The 20,176-nt window shown below is 58.5% G+C and carries 12 protein-coding genes; 5 read left to right on the forward strand and 7 right to left on the reverse strand.

All coding sequences use genetic code 11. The features are described from left to right. Window positions 1-38: 38 nt before the first annotated feature. A complete protein-coding gene (locus IPM54_39590) occupies window positions 39-329 on the forward strand; it encodes a type II toxin-antitoxin system Phd/YefM family antitoxin (protein MBK9265881.1) in 291 nt (96 codons plus the stop codon). After that, window positions 326-613, forward strand: a complete 288-nt coding sequence (locus IPM54_39595) for a type II toxin-antitoxin system RelE/ParE family toxin (GenBank protein MBK9265882.1) — start codon at window positions 326-328, stop codon at window positions 611-613. The genes IPM54_39590 and IPM54_39595 overlap by 4 nt, the downstream gene beginning before the upstream one ends. Window positions 614-1,038: 425 nt before the next feature. Here the strand turns inward: IPM54_39595 and IPM54_39600 are convergent, their stop codons facing one another. The 3 genes from IPM54_39600 to IPM54_39610 all read right to left on the reverse strand — a co-directional run bounded on the left by IPM54_39600 (window position 1,039) and on the right by IPM54_39610 (window position 7,487). Next, entirely contained in the window at window positions 1,039-3,432 is a 2,394-nt protein-coding gene (locus tag IPM54_39600) for a PAS domain S-box protein (protein ID MBK9265883.1), read from the reverse strand. A 117-nt stretch (window positions 3,433-3,549) separates the two neighbouring features. Continuing rightward, window positions 3,550-6,090 carry a polynucleotide kinase-phosphatase gene (locus IPM54_39605; protein MBK9265884.1) on the reverse strand — a complete coding sequence of 847 codons (2,541 nt, stop codon included), beginning with the start codon at window positions 6,088-6,090 and terminating at the stop codon, window positions 3,550-3,552. Next, window positions 6,087-7,487, reverse strand: coding sequence for a 3' terminal RNA ribose 2'-O-methyltransferase Hen1 (locus IPM54_39610; protein MBK9265885.1), 1,401 nt, complete (start codon window positions 7,485-7,487; stop codon window positions 6,087-6,089). The genes IPM54_39605 and IPM54_39610 overlap by 4 nt, the downstream gene beginning before the upstream one ends. Before the next feature lie 133 nt (window positions 7,488-7,620). On the opposite strand from IPM54_39610, the gene IPM54_39615 reads away from it, so the two are divergent. Next, a complete protein-coding gene (locus IPM54_39615; protein ID MBK9265886.1) occupies window positions 7,621-9,105 on the forward strand; it encodes a hypothetical protein in 1,485 nt (494 codons plus the stop codon). A gap of 28 nt (window positions 9,106-9,133) precedes the next feature. On the opposite strand, the gene IPM54_39620 is transcribed toward IPM54_39615, so the two are convergent. Next, window positions 9,134-10,975, reverse strand: a complete 1,842-nt coding sequence (locus IPM54_39620; protein MBK9265887.1) for a glycoside hydrolase family 15 protein — start codon at window positions 10,973-10,975, stop codon at window positions 9,134-9,136. A gap of 217 nt (window positions 10,976-11,192) precedes the next feature. On the opposite strand from IPM54_39620, the gene IPM54_39625 reads away from it, so the two are divergent. Both IPM54_39625 and IPM54_39630 read left to right on the forward strand, forming a co-directional pair. After that, the gene (locus IPM54_39625) at window positions 11,193-13,400 is read left to right on the forward strand and encodes a bifunctional alpha,alpha-trehalose-phosphate synthase (UDP-forming)/trehalose-phosphatase (GenBank protein ID MBK9265888.1); all 2,208 of its coding nucleotides are present in this window, start codon (window positions 11,193-11,195) and stop codon (window positions 13,398-13,400) included. A gap of 70 nt (window positions 13,401-13,470) precedes the next feature. After that, window positions 13,471-15,411 carry a Na+:solute symporter gene (locus IPM54_39630; protein MBK9265889.1) on the forward strand — a complete coding sequence of 647 codons (1,941 nt, stop codon included), beginning with the start codon at window positions 13,471-13,473 and terminating at the stop codon, window positions 15,409-15,411. Between the two features lie 72 nt (window positions 15,412-15,483). Here IPM54_39630 and IPM54_39635 read toward each other — a convergent pair whose 3' ends face one another. From IPM54_39635 to IPM54_39645, 3 genes are all read right to left on the reverse strand, one after another. Continuing rightward, a complete protein-coding gene (locus IPM54_39635) occupies window positions 15,484-18,597 on the reverse strand; it encodes a hypothetical protein (protein MBK9265890.1) in 3,114 nt (1,037 codons plus the stop codon). A gap of 227 nt (window positions 18,598-18,824) precedes the next feature. Beyond that, window positions 18,825-19,247: a large-conductance mechanosensitive channel protein MscL gene (gene mscL / locus IPM54_39640; GenBank protein MBK9265891.1), complete on the reverse strand. Its 423-nt coding sequence runs from the start codon at window positions 19,245-19,247 to the stop codon at window positions 18,825-18,827. Between the two features lie 232 nt (window positions 19,248-19,479). Beyond that, on the reverse strand, window positions 19,480-20,025 hold the full coding sequence (locus IPM54_39645) for a hypothetical protein (protein MBK9265892.1): 546 nt from the start codon (window positions 20,023-20,025) through the stop codon (window positions 19,480-19,482). Window positions 20,026-20,176 lie beyond the last annotated feature (151 nt).

A 20,176-nucleotide genomic window follows, 5' to 3' on the forward strand; every position in this document is an offset into this window, starting at 1 on the left:
GTAATTTGGACCAACGTTCGGGAGGTCGAGCAGAACTCATGCGTAAACTCAACGTTGCCGAAGACATCGTCCCCATCGCCGACTTCAAGACGCACGCGTCGGAGTACGTTCGCAACATGCATCGCACGCGCAGGCCGATGGTGATCACACAGAACGGAAGGCCCGCCGCCGTCATGCTCACGCCCGAAGATTTCGAAGCGCTCGGATACCGCGAATTCGTGAAAGCGAAGATCAAAGCAGGAATCGAAAGCGCAGAAAAAGGGCCGAACCGCTCACCTGATGAGGTTGCTAGTCGGATAAAGGAAAAAATCCGGAAATCGCAGCCGTGAAGGTCGAATTCTCCCCCACAGCAGAAGCCGATCTCGACGAGATAGCTGCTTACATAGCGCGCGACAACGTCCGCGCAGCAGAACGTTGGGTAGACAAACTCGTTCAAGCCGCGCGAGACGTCGCACATGCACCGCTTGCGGGCCGTATGGTGCCCGAGCTCCAAGATCCGAAGATACGCGAGGTGCTCGTACGCAACTACCGCATCGTTTATCGCGTCGAACGAAAGCGAATTGTCATTTTGACGATTTTCGAGGGGCACCGGAAGCTGCGTCCCTTACCGTGATTCGCTGCAGTATGACGCGCCGATACAAGTGAATTGGCACAGACCTCGTCGCCACCGTGCGGCGTAACGTGACGACGAGACTTCCCGTATGCGAGTGCGCGGGACGTCCCCATCGCTTTGCCGCAGCTCAGGAGTGGAATCGCCACCACCAAATCGCTTCGCGAAGCCTCCGGGCAGCGATCTCGACCACAAAGTTGCTAAAAATGAGCCTCGGGACGAAATCCCGACGACAATGACGTTGTGAATGCGCTCTTCAGAATGGATCTCGACGACGCGTCATCGCTCGAGACGAGCTTTTCGACGGCGTGCATGACGACGAAAACCTCGTCGAGCACGTGTGAACAGCATGTGGACAAGGAGAATTTGGTTCGCCGCGGCGGCGTGGACCTTGCTGGCAAGCAAGATATGGTCGCGCAGACGTTCGATCAATGGCGCGAAGCCGCGCCGCTGGTCACGCGGGCTGTCGGGATCGTAAAGAAAAACGTGCTCCCTTGGCCCTTGGTGCTTTCGACCCAAACGCGGCCGCCGTGAGCTTCGACGATACCCTTGACGATGGGGAGCCCCAAGCCGGCACCGGAGCGTGGCACATCCTGAGCTCGCCAGAACCGGTCGAATACATGCGGCAAGTCCTGTGACTCGAGCCCGTGACCCGTATCGGCAACCGAGAAGAGGATTTCGCCATTTTTGGGCGTTGCACCAACGACCACGTGGCCACCGGCCGCCGTGAATTTGAGTGCATTGCCAATGAGGTTGTCGAATACTTGCAGGAGCCGATTGCGATCGACGTAAAGAGCGGGAAGCGCAGTTGCTACGTCGAATGTGAGCTCGATTGAGCCCGATGCGGCGGCCACTCGATGTGCCTCCACGGCGTCCGCAATGAGCTCCATCGCGGAAACGTCCGTCGGCTCGATGGAGAGGCCTTGGGCTTCCATGCGCATGACGTCGAGCAGATCCTGAATGAGGTGATTCATGCGCGTCCCCGCGCGCTCGATTGCCACGCCGTGCTTTTGTGCGTGTTCGGCATCGTTGCGTCTCAATGCAGCCGCGTGCAGAAGAATGGTGGCGAGCGGATTGCGCAGGTCGTGCGCGACGACGCCGAGGACATCGTCTCGCGCCTTGATGGCTCGCGCCGCGTCGCGATGGAGGCGCGCATTTTCGATGGAAAGCGCCACCCGATACGCGAGCTGTTCTGCAAGCTCGAGATCGGACGGGTCACAAGCGCGCGTGGACCAGAAGAGGGCAATTGCACCATAAAACTTATCGTGAGCCCAAAGGGGAGCCATGACGGCAGATCGAATATCGAGTGCACGCAATGCCGCCAAGTGCTCTTCGCTTTGCGTGAGCGAAGCGATTTTATCGAGCGACACTTCCTCCCAAAGAACGGGGCGTTTCGTCTCGAAGACCTCCGAGGTCAAAAACGGCCGCGTGCGATCGAGAGAGATGTGCTCGAGGGTATTGCAGATGGCAGACTTGGACGGGTCCCGACTGGCAACTTCGACCCGTCGGATATCACCACCATCTTCGACCGTTTCCACGATGCAATGGTCGGCAATATCGCGGACGGAGAGCCGGGCGATGTTCGCTAGCATATCGCGTCCATCGAGCGCTGCGGCAAGCGTCGAACCGACGTCCAGGAGAAATCGTTGCGCGAGCTCGATGCGTTTCTGAGCGGTTATGTCACGAACCGATACGGTGAGGATACGTTTTCCACCGACCTCGAGCCGCGAAATGCTGGCGTCGGCAGGGAATTCCTCGCCGTTTTTGCGCAGATGGGAAATCTGCACGTTTCGTTCGCCCATCCGCCGTGCCGTGAGCCCGGTGTTCATGTACGCGTCGACTTGTGCGTGGTGGATTTCTCGGAAACGCTCGGGGATGAGGATTGCAAGGGGAGCCCCGATGATCTCTTGCATTGAATATCCGAACAATCGCTCGGCCCCCTCGTTGAACAGCGTAATGCGCTGGTCCTCGTCGATCGCGATGATTCCATCGGCGGATGTAGCGATGATTCCGCTGCATTTCGCTTCCGACAACCGAAGCTCCTCTTCGAGCCGCTTGCGCTCGGTGATATCCTGCGCGATGCCAATACCGCCGAGCACGGCGCCGTGCTCGTCGAATTCGAGCTCGGCCTTCCCACGTATCCATTTGATGCTGCCACCCAGGACAATGCGGAATTCCGTGTCGTAAGGCTCGCCCTCGAGCGCAGCTTTCCAAGCCTGATCGACGCTTGTACGGTCGTCCGGGTGAACGAATGCGAGAAATGACTCGTACGTCATGCGTGGCCCAGGCTCGGTGCCGAAGATTTGATGGGTTTCGCGGGACCAAACGAGCTCGTTTTGCTGGACGTCCAGCCGCCAGCTACCGACTTTTGCAACGGATTGCGCTCGTTCGAGGTCTTCCGTTGCGTGTTTCGCAAGGAGCAGGTTGTCGATTCGGGCCTGATTGGCTCGTCGAAAACGCTCGTGGAATGCAATGAAGGCAATGCTCGTACCTATGAAAATGATGACGGCAAATACGGCTCCTGGATGGTCCTTGAAGAAGACGTTTTCGGGAGGAATGAAGAAGAACCACGCAATCACGGCAGACAGCAATGTCGCAATGACGCCGCTTCGCGCCCCGCCGAGCCACGAGCTGATGAAGACCGTCGGATAGAAGAGAAACCATGCAAAGGGCGAAATGATCGCCGACCAAAGGAGCGATTGAACGACGAAGGCGACGAGCGGCGGAAGGAGCCCAGCCAAGATCGCTCGAAGTAAACCCCCGCCCCACGTCACCGATTGGTCGAGTGAATTGCTTGCCGTCCTGGAAGCCGTCGATCTCATCAATCCTCGGACGGTTCACCGCATCAAGGCTCCATTTACATCGGTATGGAAAATTGCACAAGCGGGCGACAGGCTCATCGGTGCAGGAATTGCGATGTCGAGGGAGGGATGTCGCGGTCAGAGTCGCGGGTCAACGGGCTCGCTTTCGAGTGCGAGCACTCCGAATACGCATTCGTGAACTCGCCTGAGCGGTTCTTTTCGGACGAACCGTTCGAGGCCTTCGATGCCGAGCGCGAATTCGCGCAGCGCAAGAGATCGCTTTATGGACAAACCACGCGACCGGAGTCGCTCGATGTGCTCGGGGAGGGTGTACTCCATGCCGTAGATGATGCGGAGATATTCGGGCCCGCGGCACTTGACCGCTGGCTGAACGATTCCACGCCGGCCGCGCGATACGAAATCGAGCGGCTTGACGACCATGCCTTCCCCGCCCCGTCCGGTGAGACTTTCCCAAAAGCGCACGCCTTCTGCCTCGGAGCTCGAATCCGTCACGTCGACGATGAGGTGCGGAGTTGCCATGAGAAGTGGGTCGCCCGTGCGGCTCAATCGAGCAAGCGTTTCCATGTGCCAAGCATTGGTTTGATTGGTGTGGACCTTGCCTTCGCTTGCCAGGAGGTGAAATGGCGCGACGCGGAAATCATCGACCGATTTGACGGGCCAGCAATATCTTCGATATGCGTCGACGTATTTGTTCGCAAGCTCGGCGCGGGCACGTGTGCGTTCGAGCAAGTCGCCTACATCGGCCCCGCGGGCTTGTGCGCGTTCGAGCATTGCGACGGAATCGCGCAGGGCGACGCGTGACGACGTTCCAACGGCCGCATATTGCAGCCGCAAAAGTTCCTGCGCTTTGGCAGACCACGGCATGAGCTCGCAATCGAGGCACATCCAATCGGTATCCAATTCGTCCCAAAGGCCTGAAGCATCGACGGCCTTGCGAATTCGTCCGAGCAACTCGGCCTCGATGGCGTCGTCATCGAAGAATTTGCGCCCGGTGCGGGTGTGACAAATGCCGATTTCGTTTTCGAGCACCCCGAAGCGCCGACGTGCCACATCTGCATTACGACATACGATGATGACCGTGCGCGAGCCCATGTGCTTTTCTTCGCAGACGACCTTCGGAATGCCTTCGTGGCGGTAATACGAAAATGCTTGCGCAGGATGTTCCAGCAATGCTCCATCGGGTGCCGTGTCGGATGGCGACATCGTTGGAGGCAAATAGATGAGCCACTTCGGGTTCGCGGCGAATCGGCTCATGACCTCGAGCGCCGCGATCGCATTTTCTTCGCGAATGGTCACCGTGTGGTGCATTCGCGTCGTGACGATGCGCTTGCCGAGCACGTCGTCCATGTCGAGCACGTCGTCGTATTCTTGCTGTGCAGTCAATGGCGGCGCGGCAGCGTCGTTTTCGCGGAAAGGTTTTGCCGGCTCGCACCATACGCGCTGCGCGGGAACCGAAACCAATTCTTTTTCTGGATAACGCAGCGCCGTGAGATGTCCGCCGAAGACGCATCCCGTATCGACGTTGATCGTCCCATTGAGCCATTCTGGTTCGGGGACCGGGGTGTGCCCATAGACGACCATGGCACGCCCGCGATATTCAGCCGCCCAATTGTAACGCACGGGCAAACCGAAGTCGTCGGTTTCTCCGGTGGTTTCGCCATACAGCGCGAAGTCTCGAACTTTGCCCGAACCTCGACCCTGCATCGACGCCTTCATGCCGGCATGAGCGACCACCAATTTGCCGTCGTCGAGCACATAGTGTGAGACGAGACCATCGATGAAATCGGCGACTTGTTTCACGAATTCCGGGGGCTCGCGTTCGAGTTGCGCCAAAGATTCGGCGAGGCCGTGGTTGATTCGCACGTCCTTTCCACGCAGCTTGCGCAAGAGCTTCATTTCGTGATTGCCGGGCACGCATAAAGCGGTCCCCGCTGCGACCAATTTCATGGCCATGCGAAGAACACCGGGGATGTCGGGACCTCGATCGACGAGATCTCCTAAAAATACGACCTTCCGCCCTTGTGGATGACGAGCCGTCTCGAGGTCGTACCCCAATTTCTGCAGCAGCGACTCGAGCTCCGACCGGCAGCCGTGAATGTCGCCAATGATATCGAAAGGCCCGTGGTCGTTTCGTCGATTGTTCCAGAGCGGCTGCCTCTCGATGGTGACGGCCTCCACCTGCTCGATGGACGAAAGGACGTATACGTGTCGAAAGCCTTCGCGTTGCAAATCCCGCAGCGAACGGCGCAATTGTTGGGATTGCTGGCGCACCACATGCGAACCGAACGAGCGATCGGGGCGTGCTTCATTTCGTGCGTGACAAACCTTCGCCGGCAAATCGACGACGATGGCCACGGGGAGACAGTGGTATTCGCGGGCCAGAGCAACGAGCGGTTTTCGGGCCTCGGGTTGCACGTTCGTCGCGTCGACGACCGTGAGTTTGCCTGCCGCGAGACGCTTTCTTGCAATGAAATGGAGCACTTCGAAAGCGTCGTCCGTGGCTGCTTGATTGTTTTCGTCGTCGCTCACGAGGCCGCGGCATACGTCGGACGACAGCACCTCGGTGCTTTTGAAGTGCTTACGCGCGAACGTCGACTTGCCCGAGCCCGAGGGACCGATCATGACGACGAGGGACAATTCGGGGACGATGATTTTCATTGTGCAAACACCGCCATTTGGGTGGGAGCACCCACGGCCGGATCTTCGGGACCGACAGGGAGAAATCGAACGCTGTACCGGAATCGATCGGCGGCTCGATAGGCCCATGCTTGAAATTCGGCGCGTGACCATTCGAAGCGATGGTCCTTGTGCCGCATGCGACCCGCGGGCAGATTGTCGAACTTGACGTTGTATTCGACATTGGGCGTCGTCACGATGACCGTGCCCGGCCGAGCGAATTCGAAAAGGACGCGCTCGAATGCCGTGAGTTTTGGCGGATCCAGGTGCTCGATGACCTCGACGACCGCGGCGGCGTCATATCCCGCGAGGCGTTTGTCTCGGTACATGAGGGAGCCTTGCAGGAGCTTGATGCGCTGCCTTTGTTTGTCGGGCATTCGTTCGATGTGCAAGCGATCGCCTGCGACTTCGAGCGCTCGGTGCGAGACGTCGACGCCGACGATTTCCTCGAACGATTTTTCTCGCAAGAGCGCTCGCAATAGCTGCCCTTCACCGCAGCCCAGATCCAGAATTCGTTTGGCACCGGATTGCTTGAGAGCCGCCAGGACGGCTCCGATGCGTTCTTGATTGAGGCTGATGCGCTCTTCGATCGCCGCCTCTTCTTGCGCATGAGCGGCTTGCGCTTCGTCTGCCGCCGGCAGTTCTTCGGCCATGATTTGTTGGAGCGCTTGTCGCGCCAAACTATGCTGATGCTTCAAATAGCGCTTTGCAATGGCCTCGCGCTCGGGATGGTCCGCGAGCCATCCTTCACCGCGACGAACCAATTTGTCGACCTCGTCGTCCCCGACCCAATAATGCTTGTCGTCATCGAGCACGGGAATGAGCACATAAAGGTGCGTCAACAATTCGGACAAACGCTTTTTGCCAGTCAGGGTGACCGAAAAGTAACGGCTCGGGCCCCAATCGCCGTTCGTTTCGTCGAGAGGAAGTTGTTTTGCCATGACGCGATACCCGAGAGGCTCGAAAAGGCGCCGCAGGAACGTTTCACCCCCACGGCACGGGAGAACGGAAATGGACGCTTCGAGCGGGATTTCCGCTGCCGCAAGCTCGGGGCGTTCCTTGCTTCGCCCCTGCAGTGCCGTCCCGAATACCTCGGCAATCGCAACACTCAGGAAAGACGACGCGACATAGGGACGATCGTTGACGTATTGTTCGAGCGCGCGGCCTTCTCCCGCAGGTCCTCGACGACCACGCACGAGCCCGATGGGGTCCACTTCGACGAGCAGCGCAGCGGTGCAACGATCCGGTTCGGCATCGGGATAGAACACGTGTGCTTTGCCGAAGGTGAGATTGGCCGAGTGCGTTCGAAACGGGTTTTTGTGCAGGAGGTAGCCCAAATCCGTGGCTGGCGCGGTGGTGCTCGTCAGCGTAAGCAACATGATGGCGCCGAGCCTAGCGCATGTTGTTGACGAAGTGCTACCTCTCTTTCAACAAGGTGCGCATTCGTTAAATTTTACACATTTCAATATTTTTATCCTTCCCATACCTTCACGATTCGGCTAGCGTCGGCATATGCATGCCACACGCTTCGTCGTATCCGTCCTCGCGCTGCTCGTTTCTGGTTGCGGCAGTGATCCGCAAGTCAATGGTCAATCGTCGAGCAGCGGGAGTTCGACCGCTTCGAGTAGTTCAGGCTCGGGCGGTTCTGGCGGCGCTGGTGGTGCAGGCGGTTCCATGAGCGCCGGCGGATCGGGGGGCATGATGAGCTCCGGGGGCGCCGGGGGCATGGGCGGGTGTTCCAAGGAAAACTGCGTCACGCCGGGATACGCTTGCGTGGGCAATGAATGCATCGAAGATTGTCGATTGCCCGACGCGAACCCTTGCTCTTTTGAAATGGTGTGCGACGTGGGGGATCAGCATCCGGGTCAATGCGTGGCGCCTGCGGACGGCTGCGTGATATCGAATCCGCCAGCGGCTTGCGGGGCGCTGACGTGTGGTCCTGGCACTGCGTGCGGTGCGGATGGAAGCTGTTACCCCACATTGCCTTGCACGCAAATGAATTGCGTGGGTAATTCTTGCTTCGGGCAATCGTGCGCGTGCAATCGTCCGGCGCCGACCTGTTCGCCGGCCCCCTTGGGAATGCTCGACGAAACGGGGACATTGAATGATTTCACGTTCAGTCGTTGCGGGACGCTCGGTGCATGCTCGGGCGGCATTTTCGACCTGGATTTCGATCCTTCGTGCAATGCGTACGGCGTCACGATGATTTCGGGAACGGATTATTTGCGCAAGATTACGCCTGCAGGTGTCATTACGGAATGGGCCGGCGTGACCAACTTGAACATGGGCGAAGTGGCGGCTCTGCAAGGCATCAATGGTACGTTTGGCGGGACAATCGAAGACGTGGCCCTGTCGTACATTTGTTGCGCGGCGTGTGGGTGCATCATTTCAGGCCCGGGCGGCAGCCCTCAAGGCGTCGCGCTGCTCGACGCAATGGCAGGAACGTTGCCGATGCAGATTCCTTCGAGCACGTTTACTTCGGGGGCGGGACCGTTTGGCAATTCGCAGATCGATACGGGGCCTTATGGTTTGTCCTGGGGCCTCGACCGCGTGCTCTACGTGGGCAATATCGACAAGAACGGCGAGTATTACGCGCTCGACCTGAAGACGCAGTCGAAGGCGCTCTTGCAAACGTTCGCGAGCCGCGTGCATGCGAGCGCGCCATTCGACAAGTTCCGCATGCTCGTGGCGCTCGAAGGCGGCGAGGTCTTCCTGGTGCCCATTGCGGGACAACAGGGTACGCCGATTTCATTGATCAAATTGCCGACGCACGTGACCAGTCTGGTGCGAGACACATGGAGCGGGCGAATTTATGCAGAATTGGCGAACATGAGCATCGTGTCGTTTGCGGCGGATGGAACGAATTTGACGACGTTCCAAACGGCGCCCGCCAAAGGCCGGATCACCATCGCACCCGACGGCTACGTTTATCATTTGACGCTGGGGCATCCAACGAAAGCGGAAATCGTGCGCTGGGAGCTACCTACGACGCTTTGAGAATCGACGCCGATTCGGAGAGGGGCGCTCAGCCCACTTCGGACCAACGGGGTGACGCGGCAAATGCCGCGTGAATCAGGCCGACGTGCGAATATGCTTGCGGGAAATTGCCCCACATTTCGCCCGTTTCGGGCGCGAGATCCTCGGAGAGCAACCCGAGCGGCGACCGAATCGTGCGAATGTTGTGCATCAATGCGCGCGCCTCGTCGAGTTTTCCCGCGACGCACAACGCTTCGATCAGCCAAAATGTGCACAATGTGAAGGCGACGGACGGTTCACCGAATCCATCGTCGACTCGGTATCGACGGAGCCAACCCGCGAGGGACAGATCGTTTTGCACCGCGTTCACCGTGCCAAGCATGCGCGCATCGGTGGGAGGCAGCAAACGCAGCGTGACCGCCTGGAGCAGCGCGGCATCTACCTCCGTTCCGCCATAATCTGCAACGAGCGAATGTCGTTTCAGGTCGACCGCATTGACGAGGATTTCGTTGCGAATGCGAGTTGCCGCAGCCGCGAAGTCGTCTGCCTCGGCGGGCCGGTACTTCCTCGCAATGCGACCCATGCGGTCGGCGGCGGCCCAACACATGAGCGTCGAGAACGTTTGCGGGCGCCATTCCGCACGATATTCCCATATGCCTGCATCCGGTTGTCCGCTTACTTGAATGGCTTTGCGCGCCAAACCCGAAACCAGCGAAAGCAGGCTCTCCGTCACTTGATCCCGAAACCGCGCGTCCAAAAACATGGGCGTGAGCGCCAGGACCATTTCGCCATAAACATCGTGTTGACGGTGCTTCGCCGCAGCATTTCCGACGCGAACTGGTTTTTCTCCACGATAACCGCGCCAGTCCACCGTGAATTCCTCGAGGTCGCTCTTGCCGTCGATGCGATAGAGTGGCGCAAGGTCGAGGTCGGGGGCGGACCCGGCGACGTTGAGCAAGAATTCCAAGAATTGTTCACGCTCCTCGAAATGCCCGAGCAATCGCAATGCTCCCAGCGTGTAAAAGGCATCCCGCAGCCAACAATAACGATAATCCCACGTTCGTCCGCTGCCGGGAGATTCGGGGATCGACGTGGTCATCGCGGCGACGATGGCCCCGGTATCCTCGTAACAATGCAGCTTGAGCGCCAGTGCAGAACGAATGACCTCGTCCTGGTACGCCGACGGAATATCGCAATGCTTGACCCATTGTTGCCAATACCGGATGGTCGATTGCAAAAATCGATCGCAAAGCGGCTCGAGAGGCTCCTCCACAGGCGCGCCCCACGCAAGGACGAAGTGCTTGCGGCTCGTCAAGGCAAAAGGATCGCCGCTCAAATAGGACAAAGCCGCATCCGTCGTGAGACGAACCTCGGTGTCGTATCCGCGGTACGAGACGTGATGCGAGCCCATCTCGCGGGCAGGCGTTTTTTTCGACCAACCGAGCACCGGATCACAACGGACGCGGATGCGCGGCGTGCCGGACAAAGGCTCGACGATGCGAATGAGCTTCGTCGGACGGAAACTCCGTTCGAACAAGTAAAACCGCGGGGCGAAATCGAGGATCCGAAACGCGCCGGTCGGTCCGTCGAAACGCGTCTCCAAGACGTTCGTATTCGGCAAATATCGTTGAACACCCGGAACGTCGTCCGCCGACGTGATCATGAACTTGCCGCCCGTCTCCGCGTCGAGCAACGCGCCAAACACCGGCGGCGAATCGAACCGCGGCAAGCACGACCAAACGATCGAACCCCAACGATCCACGAGCGCCGAAATCTGACAATTCCCTATCAGTCCAAGCTCACCAAGGGCCATACGGCCACATAGCACATGAATTTTGGATATCCAAGCAAATACTTCAAAAGGTCCAGCCACGACGCTCGGTGCGCTCATCTTGAAAACGCAACGTCCCGACAAGACGCTGTATGTAGCGGACGGCAACAACGTTACGTGAAGCACTCATGCAAGGCACAAGCCACAAAAAGTTGCGTGGTGCGGCGCGAAAAACGTTTGAACGCAAAGCAGTGACGTGGTTGATCTCGCTCGCGCAAGTCAGGCGCACGCGTGTCGCGCTCATGCGACGAGCAAAGACGGTTCGAGGAAGACAAACATGGCGCGAATCCTCCTGGTGTCCAACAGGTTACCCATCACGGTCAAAGTCGAGCCGGACAAACTTTCCGTTCTGCGCAGCCCCGGAGGATTGGCCACGGCGCTGAAAGGGCCACACGAGCGTTCTGGAAGCTTGTGGATTGGCTGGCCTGGAGACGTTTCACGACTCGGACGGGAGCAGATTGCAGCGCTCGAGCAGCAGCTTGCCACCATGCGTCTCGTCCCCTTGTATCTCACGGCGTCCGAAGTCAGCCATTATTACGAAGGTTTTTCCAATGGAGTGCTCTGGCCGCTGTTCCATTACCTTTTGGATCGAATCAAGCTGGATGATCGGGGAGCGGATTGGGAAAGTTATCGTGCGATCAATCAGCGTTTTGCGGATGTCGTGGCTGCGCAATATCAGCCGGGCGATATGATATGGGTGCACGACTATCAGCTCTGTCTTTTGCCCGCGATGCTTCGTCGCCGATTGCCGCATGCCAAAATTGGGTTTTTCCTGCACATTCCCTTTCCCTCGTCAGAAGTATTTCGCATTCTTCCAAGTCGCGCGGCCATTCTGGAGGGCCTTCTCGGCGCGGATCTCATTGGCTTTCATACGTTCTCGTACATGCGGAACTTCTCCACGTGTTTGTTACGCATTTTGGGAATCGAAGCGGACATCGATCGAATTCCCGTTGGAGGACGCGAAGTACGGCTGGGCGTATTTCCCATCGGGGTCGATGCCAAGTCGTTCGAGTCGCTTGCCAATGCGCCCGAGGTACGAGCCGAAGCCGAGACGCAAACACGCAGCGCCGATGGCCGCAAGCTCATCCTGGGCATCGATCGGCTCGATTACACGAAAGGAATGCCTCGGCGGCTTTTGGCGATCGAGCGTTTCTTGGAGCGAGAACCGACGTGGCGCGGGCGCGTGCGCTACGTTCAAGTCGCCGTGCCGTCACGCGAGAAAATCCCCGCCTACGAGGTGCTCAGGCAGCAAGTCCATGATCTCGTCAGCAGGATCAACGGGACGTATGGAACGGCGACCGACGTGCCCGTTCATTATTTGTATCGAGCTTTTCAGGAGCGGCAGATTGCGGCATTTTATCGATCGGCCGACGTGATGCTCGTAACGCCACTGCGCGACGGAATGAACCTCGTGGCGAAAGAATTCGTTGCGAGTCGTTCCGACGAAGATGGGGTGTTGATTTTGAGCGAATTTGCCGGGGCGGCGATCGAGCTCGATCAAGCGCTGCGAATCAATCCGTACGATATGGAGCAGACGGCCTGGGCGATCAAAAAGGCCGTGACGATGCCGCGCGAAGAGCGGCGCATTCGCATGCGTGCATTACGCGAACGAGTTTCGCGCGAAGACGTGCACGATTGGGCGCAGTCGTTCCTGGACGCGCTCGCCCAAACGCGCGTTCGACCAGGTGTCCCACAGCGGCTCGGTGCGGAGGGATACCCGGCGTTGCTCGATCGGGTCCGCACGTTCGAACGCCTCGTGCTCTTGCTCGATTACGACGGCACGCTCGTCCCATTCGCTCCGACGCCCGACGAAGCGGCACCGGATCGCGCGCTGCTCGAATTGCTCGCGAGGTTGAGTCATAGGCCGCAGACCGAGGTGCACATCATCAGCGGACGCGATCGCCATACGCTCGAGCGGTGGTTTTCAGGCCTTTCGATTGGACTCCATGCGGAGCATGGGTTGTGGAGTCGTCCCGAGCCTGGTGACGATTGGCGTATGCTGAACGAGGTTCCCGCCCATTGGAAAGACCGCGTATTGCCGACGATCGAGCAATTCACGCGACGTACGCCGGGCTCGCTCGTCGAGCACAAATCGGCATCGATTGCCTGGCACTATCGACAGGCTGATCCGGAATTCGGCGTATTTCAGGCCAAGGAGCTGCGCCTTCATCTGAGCGAGGTCTTGAGCAATTTTCCGGTGCATATTCTACCGGGCGACAAAGTGATCGAGATCAAACCACAAGGCGTGGACAAAGGGCAGATCGTGCATCGGTTTTTCTCGAACGTGTCCAAGACCATTTTATTGGCCATCGGCGACGACCGCACGGATGAGGATATTTTTGCGGCGCTTCCCGAAGGCAGCATTGCAATTCACGTAGGTCCGAATCCCAGCCGCGCACCCTATCGATTGGATGATTTTCGCGAAGCGCGCGCATTTCTGCGAATGTTTTTGCACAACGCCGAGGCTAGCGAAATGCCATCATGACGACCATGGCTCGATGCATTCTTCGATTGCCGAAACTGCTTGCCCATGACGAGGTGACGGTGAGGATCTCATGAGCGCCATTGACGTCTTCATTCTCTTGGCCTTCATCGTCTATTCGATTTCTGCTGGTTTGCGAAATCGCGAAATCGCATCCCAAAGCTTGGAGGAATATTTCCTCGCGGGTAGGACCCTCAAAGGTTGGCAAGCGGGGATCAGCATGGCTGCGACGCAATTTGCCGCGGATACGCCATTGCTCGTGACGGGGCTCGTGGCCACGAGCGGCATTTTCGCGCTCTGGCGCCTGTGGATCTATGCGATTGCATTCTTGATGATGGGGTTTTTGCTCGCTCCAAGCTGGCGTCGCGCGCGTGTGCTCACGGACGCCGAGCTCACCGAGCTTCGTTATGGAAGTCGGGCCGCGGCGCCCCTGCGAGCCATCAAAGCGGTCTACTTTGGCCTGATTTTCAATTGCGCGGTGCTCGCGATGGTGCTGCTCGCCGCGACGCGCATCGCCGAGCCGTTTTTACATTGGAATCAATGGCTTCCGGCGGGCATTTTCGATCCGCTCAGCCATGCGATACAATGGGCCGGCGTCCCCTTTACGGTGACCGACGTCGCGTCCGCCGACGTCTGGATTCGGTCGACGAACAATCTAATTTCGATTGGCGTCATCGTTCTCGTCACGATGTTTTATTCCACGACTGGTGGGCTACGCAGTGTCGTTGCAACCGACATCGTGCAGTTCGGCATTGCGATGATCGCAACACTCCTTTTTACCATTTTCGTCGTTCGTCGCGCTGGAGGATTCTCGGGCATTCGCAGCGCGCTCGAAACCTCGTTTTCTCACGGCGGTACATTCTCGGACATGAGCCTCGACCAGCTCCTCGCATTCACGCCGTCGCGAGCCAAGGACGCTTCGTTTGCGGTGCTGGCGGTGCTCGGCTTGCAATGGTTGGTGCAGATGAACGCTGACGGGACGGGGTATTTGGCGCAACGTTCGATGGCATGTCGAAGCGATGCCGATGCAAAAATCGCGGCCGTGGTATTCACGTTCGCACAAGTCTTTTTGCGCAGCTTGTTGTGGATTCCGCTCGCGCTCGGTCTGCTCGTGCTTTTTCCCCCGGATGCGACGCTGTCCGCCGAAGGATTCTCCGCGCGCCGCGAATTCACCTATGTGCGCGGTATTGCCGAGGTTTTACCGAATGGATTGAAAGGTCTCATGCTCGCGGGGATGCTCGCTGCACTCGCCTCGACGCTCGATACGCATCTCAATTGGGGGGCGTCGTATTTGTCGAACGACATCTACAAGCGCTTCATTTGCGAGACATGGCAGCGCCGTCAGCCGTCCCAGCGCAATCTCGTCTGGGTCGCTCGCGGGTCGAATGCATTGATTCTGGTCTTGTCGCTCTTGCTCGTCCCCATGCTGGGATCGGTCCAGACTGCGTGGAAAATAAGCTTGATGCTCGGTGCCGGAATGGGCGTGATGCTCGTCCTGCGCTGGCTCTGGTGGCGCATCAATGCGTGGGGCGAGCTTGCGGCCATTGCATCCTCGCTCGTGCTCGCGCCAGTGCTTTTGTTCACGCTCGACGGTTCGGACAATGAGGCGCTCCGGCTTTTGCTCATGGCATTTGGATCCACGCTTGCCGGAATCACGGCTTCGCTCGTAGCAGGGCCCGATCCACGGGAAAAGCTCGAAGCATTTTACGAGCGTGCGCACCCGCCGGGTTTTTGGGGGCCAGTTGCGAATGGAATTGGCACGGAAGCAGCTCGTGCGAGCGTCCGAAAGCTTTGGCGAGGCATCCTCACCATTGCATTGGCGTCGTTTTCGATGTTTTCGCTGCTCGTGGGGTTCGGATCTTGGCTGGCAAGCAGCCCGCCTCCAACGTGGTTTCCCCACGCAGAGCTCTGGCGTTTTGCAGTGCTTGCTGTCGGATTCGCTCTTTTGCCTATCTGGCTGCGGTTGGCATTTGCCAATCCAGAGCGGCAGAGCTTGGCGCGTGACGCGTGTTGATGTGAGCGACGTCGAGCAGAGGCGACGCGGCATCATTCATTCGATGCCGCGTCGTCTTGTTTTCGGCTGGCGTCAGTGGATCGCGATGCGATCGATTTCGAACCAACCATCGGCCGGGTTGCCGAGCGTATCGTAGAAACGAACCGCCGGATCCACGCGGATTCCGTTGATGAGGCCCTGCCACGGCTCGGCAGGCATGGGCGGCACGACGGTCAGATCGTACGACAGATCCTGGAAGGCGAACAGGAACGTCATGGGATACGAGAAGCTCCGGTTCTTGTCCCACGAACCATAATTCGAATCCCAATGAATGGTGGGATCGTCATTTTGGTTGTTGTTGCTGGTCCGTACACGCACCTCGATGGTCGTGAACCGAGTCGCGTCGATGGGCTGCGGGAAGTAGTATTGCACGTTCGGATCGATGCCCGCAGCGAGGCCATTCAATCGCAAAACGCCGCCTTGCGCAACGGCCGTCGCCATGGCGTTCTTGTCGTCGGCGACCCAGCCCTCGAGGTCTCCATTGTTGGAGAAGAGCCATTCGAATACGTCATTTCCGACGACTGACCATTCGTCGAGCACCGCGCCGGGCTGGAGCGTTGCCTTCAAGCGAATGGTGGGATACGTGATGGGATTCAGGTCCCAGAGCCGAATCGTGCGCGACGAAAGGCCCGTCGAATTGCCTGGAATCACGCTGTTGGGGATGAGATTGCCGTCGGCGTCGAGGATTTGGATGGTGATCGTGCCCGTCCCGATGACCTGCACTTTCTCCCAGTACTTCTTGCCCTCGAAGAGCGCGAACGAAATCGGAACGCTGACCATCGTTCCGACACCGCTGCTCATGTAATTGAGCGTGGCTGTAAATGAATTGGTCGTGCCTCCGCAGCCATTGAAATCGACGCCCGCGCCTGTCGTGAACTGAATGGACGTCGCTCCGTCGTTCACGAAGTTACCGATGTTGGCGATATTGTAGTTCGCGCTGCCGATGCAAACGCCCGGGTTGTAGGCTCCGACGTTGGTGTTTTCGATCCGCACCGTCCCAGTTTCTTGCCCCGCTGATCCGCCGTTGAAATCGCCACTTCCGTTGATGGTGAGCGTTGCAGAGGTACCTGCTGGGACCGGCGCAAGGCCCGACAGGTTGACCGTCGCCGTACCGCCATTGACTGCAAGGTTAGCGGTGCCTTGTTTGGATACGTTCGTGACTGTGGGCACGACGGTTTCCGCATTCACCGTGACGCCGCTCAACGCGTTCATGTTGAATTGATCGGCTTTCGTTTGTCGCCAAACGGCGGCATACTGATAGGCCGAGCTGATCTCCACCGCTGCCGGCGCCGACCATTGGCTCCAGCGATAGTCCGAATTGTCCTTCGCTCGAACGCGCCAATAGTAGATGGTGTTGTCATTGAGCGGCATGGGGGGCGTGAATTGCGTCTGCTGAATTTCGCCCGTGCCCGTGGGATTGGGGAAGGTGGGCGACGTGTCCCACTCCATCTGATAGGTGATCGGATCGAAGTCCGGATCGAAGCTTTGCCATTGGAACGTCGGCTGCGTGTTCGTCGTGAGTTTCCCGTTCGCGGGACGAATCAACTGCGGAACGCTCGGCGCCGTGTTCCATTCGGGCATGTCGATGTCGTCGATCCAGACCTGATTCCAGGGGACGTGATTCGGATCCACGAACATCGAGCGGCTGTATTCCCACTTGAAGACGCGATTCGGGCCGTTGGGTCCGGTGGCCTGCACGGGGTACGAATACATCGTCCAGGGGGTTTGTCCCGATACCTGAACCTGCTCTACGCCGTCGATGTAGAATCGGAAGAAATGCTCGTTCGGCTCGGTGTTCGTCTTGGCCCAGAACGTAATGTTCATGTTTTTCCGGACGCTCAGGCTCAATTCGTAGCTCGTGGTTTCACCGAGCGCATGCAGCGGGCTCGTGCGGGCGCAGAAGGCGCCCATGTGGCATTCCGCGGCCATGCTTTCGATATCCCACATGTTCGTGCCGAGCAGCGTGTAGGGGAATTTTTGGTAATTGGCCGTTTCGAAATCTTCGTCCACCAGGTACGTGGGATCGGCATTGATGCACGTCTTGGAGCCGACGAAGTCGCAAATGCCGCTCATGCAATCGGTATGGACCGAGCATGTCTGGCCAATCATGCATTTCGCGCACGTCGCGCCGCCGCAATCGACGTCGGTCTCGTCCTGATTCGCGGTCATGTCGTCGCAGGTCGGCACGCCCATGGGCAGACACGTATTGGTGCCGCCTGTGTTGCACGAGCCGCTCATGCAGTCGCCGTCGTCTTGGCAGGTATCACCGAGCGGACAGGCATTGCAGGTCATGCCGCCGCAATCGATATCGGTTTCGTCCTGATTCTTCATGCCGTCGTTGCAATTGCCGACGGGTGCACACGTCATCGTCGTGCCGTCGCAATTCATCGTGCCGCAATCGCTGTTCTGCATGCACGTATCGCCGAGCGCACACGGATTGCACGTCGCTCCGCCACAATCGACGTCGGTCTCGTCCTGGTTTTTGATGCCATCACTACACGTCGCCGCCGCAATGCACTTGGCCGAGTTCGGATCGCACGTGTTGCTCGTGCAATCAGTGTCCTGCGTGCAATTTTTGCCGATCTCGCACGTATTGCACGCGCCGCCGCCACAATCGATGTCCGTCTCGTCGCCGTTCTGGACTCCGTCGCCGCACGTCGCGCCAGCCTTGCAAACCATGGTCGCCGGATCGCACGAATTGCTCGCACAGTCCGCATCCGCGGTGCACGTCTTGCCAACGTCGCACTTGTTGCATTTTGCGCCACCACAATCGACGTCGGTTTCGTCTTGATTTTTGACGCCATCGCTGCACGTGGGCGCACCCGCGTCCGCGCATGCGACAGGTGTCACGCCGTCGTCGCACACCTGGCCGCTCGCCGCGCAATCGAGCAACGTGACCCACTGTCGGCAGTTGTTCGTATCGGGGGCGCAGCTTTGGATGGTATCGCCGCTACACTGCGTCGCGCCAATGGAGGGGCAACCATGATTGCACCCACCTCCACTGCCCCCATCACCACCGCCGCCACCTTCACCACCATTGCCCCCTTGATTGGACGACGACGTCGGGGTCCCACCGCCTTCACAACCCACTGTGACAGCTCCTCCGAGGACCAACACGAGAAGAGCTCCAACATTGTTCCAACGCATTTCTTTACGCTCCCGCGAAAAACTGGAGTTTCCGGCGAGCAGGATAAAAGGACTCCGTTTCGGACGCAAGCGCGGTTCGGTCGAAGAATGTCCCCAAACCGGTTTTCAGGTGCGCATGACGATATGTGAGCGGGTTCTCTCTCTGACGACGGACTGTGGGAGATGCGACGAATGCTAACGTCACATGGGCTGGATGCAGTAAGACTGCTCCCGCACGCTCGATGGATTCACACTGTGGGGAGCTCGGAGGTGCAGTTCGGGCAACGTGATGCTTTGACCGGAATGGCCGAATAACACTTCGGGCATTCTTTCGTCGTTGGAGCAGCGGCGACCGCTTCTTGTTTTCTCTTGAGTCGATTCATTTGCCGAATCAAGAAAAAGATGGCGAACGCAACGATCACGAAGTCCAAGATGGTGTTGATGAATGCGCCATAACGAATGGCAACGGCCTCCGTCGTGGCTGTCTTTTCTTTCAGGACAATCGCAAGATTGGAAAAATCGACGTTGCCGAGGAGCAGCCCCACGGGCGGCATGATGATATCGTTGACGAACGAGTTGACGATCCTGCCGAATGCGGCACCGATCACGATGCCGACCGCCAGGTCGACGACGTTGCCCCGCATCGCGAATTCCTTGAATTCTTTCAGCATTCCCATCGAAATATCTTTCTCGCGGGCGGCAACCGTTCCCGCGGCAAACGGTACATCCCCGACAAGAGGTTGCGCAAAGCCACGTCGCTTTCCGCTCCGGTCATCCCGATGTCGGATATATGGTTGCCGTGCACACGGTTTGAGATGCGGCAGAAGTAAGAACGGTTTCTATCGACGCCGAGCCCAGCAGGCGCATGGCGCATCGTGATGTGAAGGTGCTTGAAGATTGAAATTACGAATCCGACGCAATCGCCGACCAGGGAAATGGCTGCGGCAGCGGATCGTCGTTCAGCCCAATGCGCTCGCCATCGAGCGATATTTTTTGCATGGCGCGCACTTCCACGGAATGCGCATTCGCTTGCATTTCGACCGCGGATGCCTCGAGCCGCTCGGACCCTTCGACACGCGTGTGGTGATCGCCGCCAACGCGTTCGCGCAAGGATCCGCCTGCATCGAGCTGCATGTCGCCTTTGGCATGCAATGCAACTTCATCGGCTTCGATGCGTACTTTGCGGGTCGCGACGAGATCGATGCTCGCTCCCGAAAACGATAGCACCGGCCCCGCGTCGGTCACTTCGATACGAAGGACGACGTTGCCCTCGGTGCTCCGAATCGTGAGCTGATCCCGCGCTCCATCGGCACGCAATTCGTAATGACGACCCGACGTGAGTGTAATGCTCGTTGCCTCTACCGGAGCATCGACGCGTTCGAGCAGATCGGTGTTGGCTTCGGCGAGCGCAACATCGAGCGTCGATTCTTTGCACTTGACTTGTGTCATGGGTCGGCACGTGCGCACCGAATCGAACAGCGTCGGTGTGCGATGGAACGAGTACCACACGTGGGGCAAAAATTGAACGTTCCCTCGAGCAAAAAAATAGGATATGGATGTCGACGACCTTGGGGGGTGCGATCGCAAAATCGCACGACCC

Source organism: Polyangiaceae bacterium, assembly GCA_016715885.1.
GTDB lineage: Bacteria > Myxococcota_A > Polyangia > Polyangiales > Polyangiaceae > Polyangium.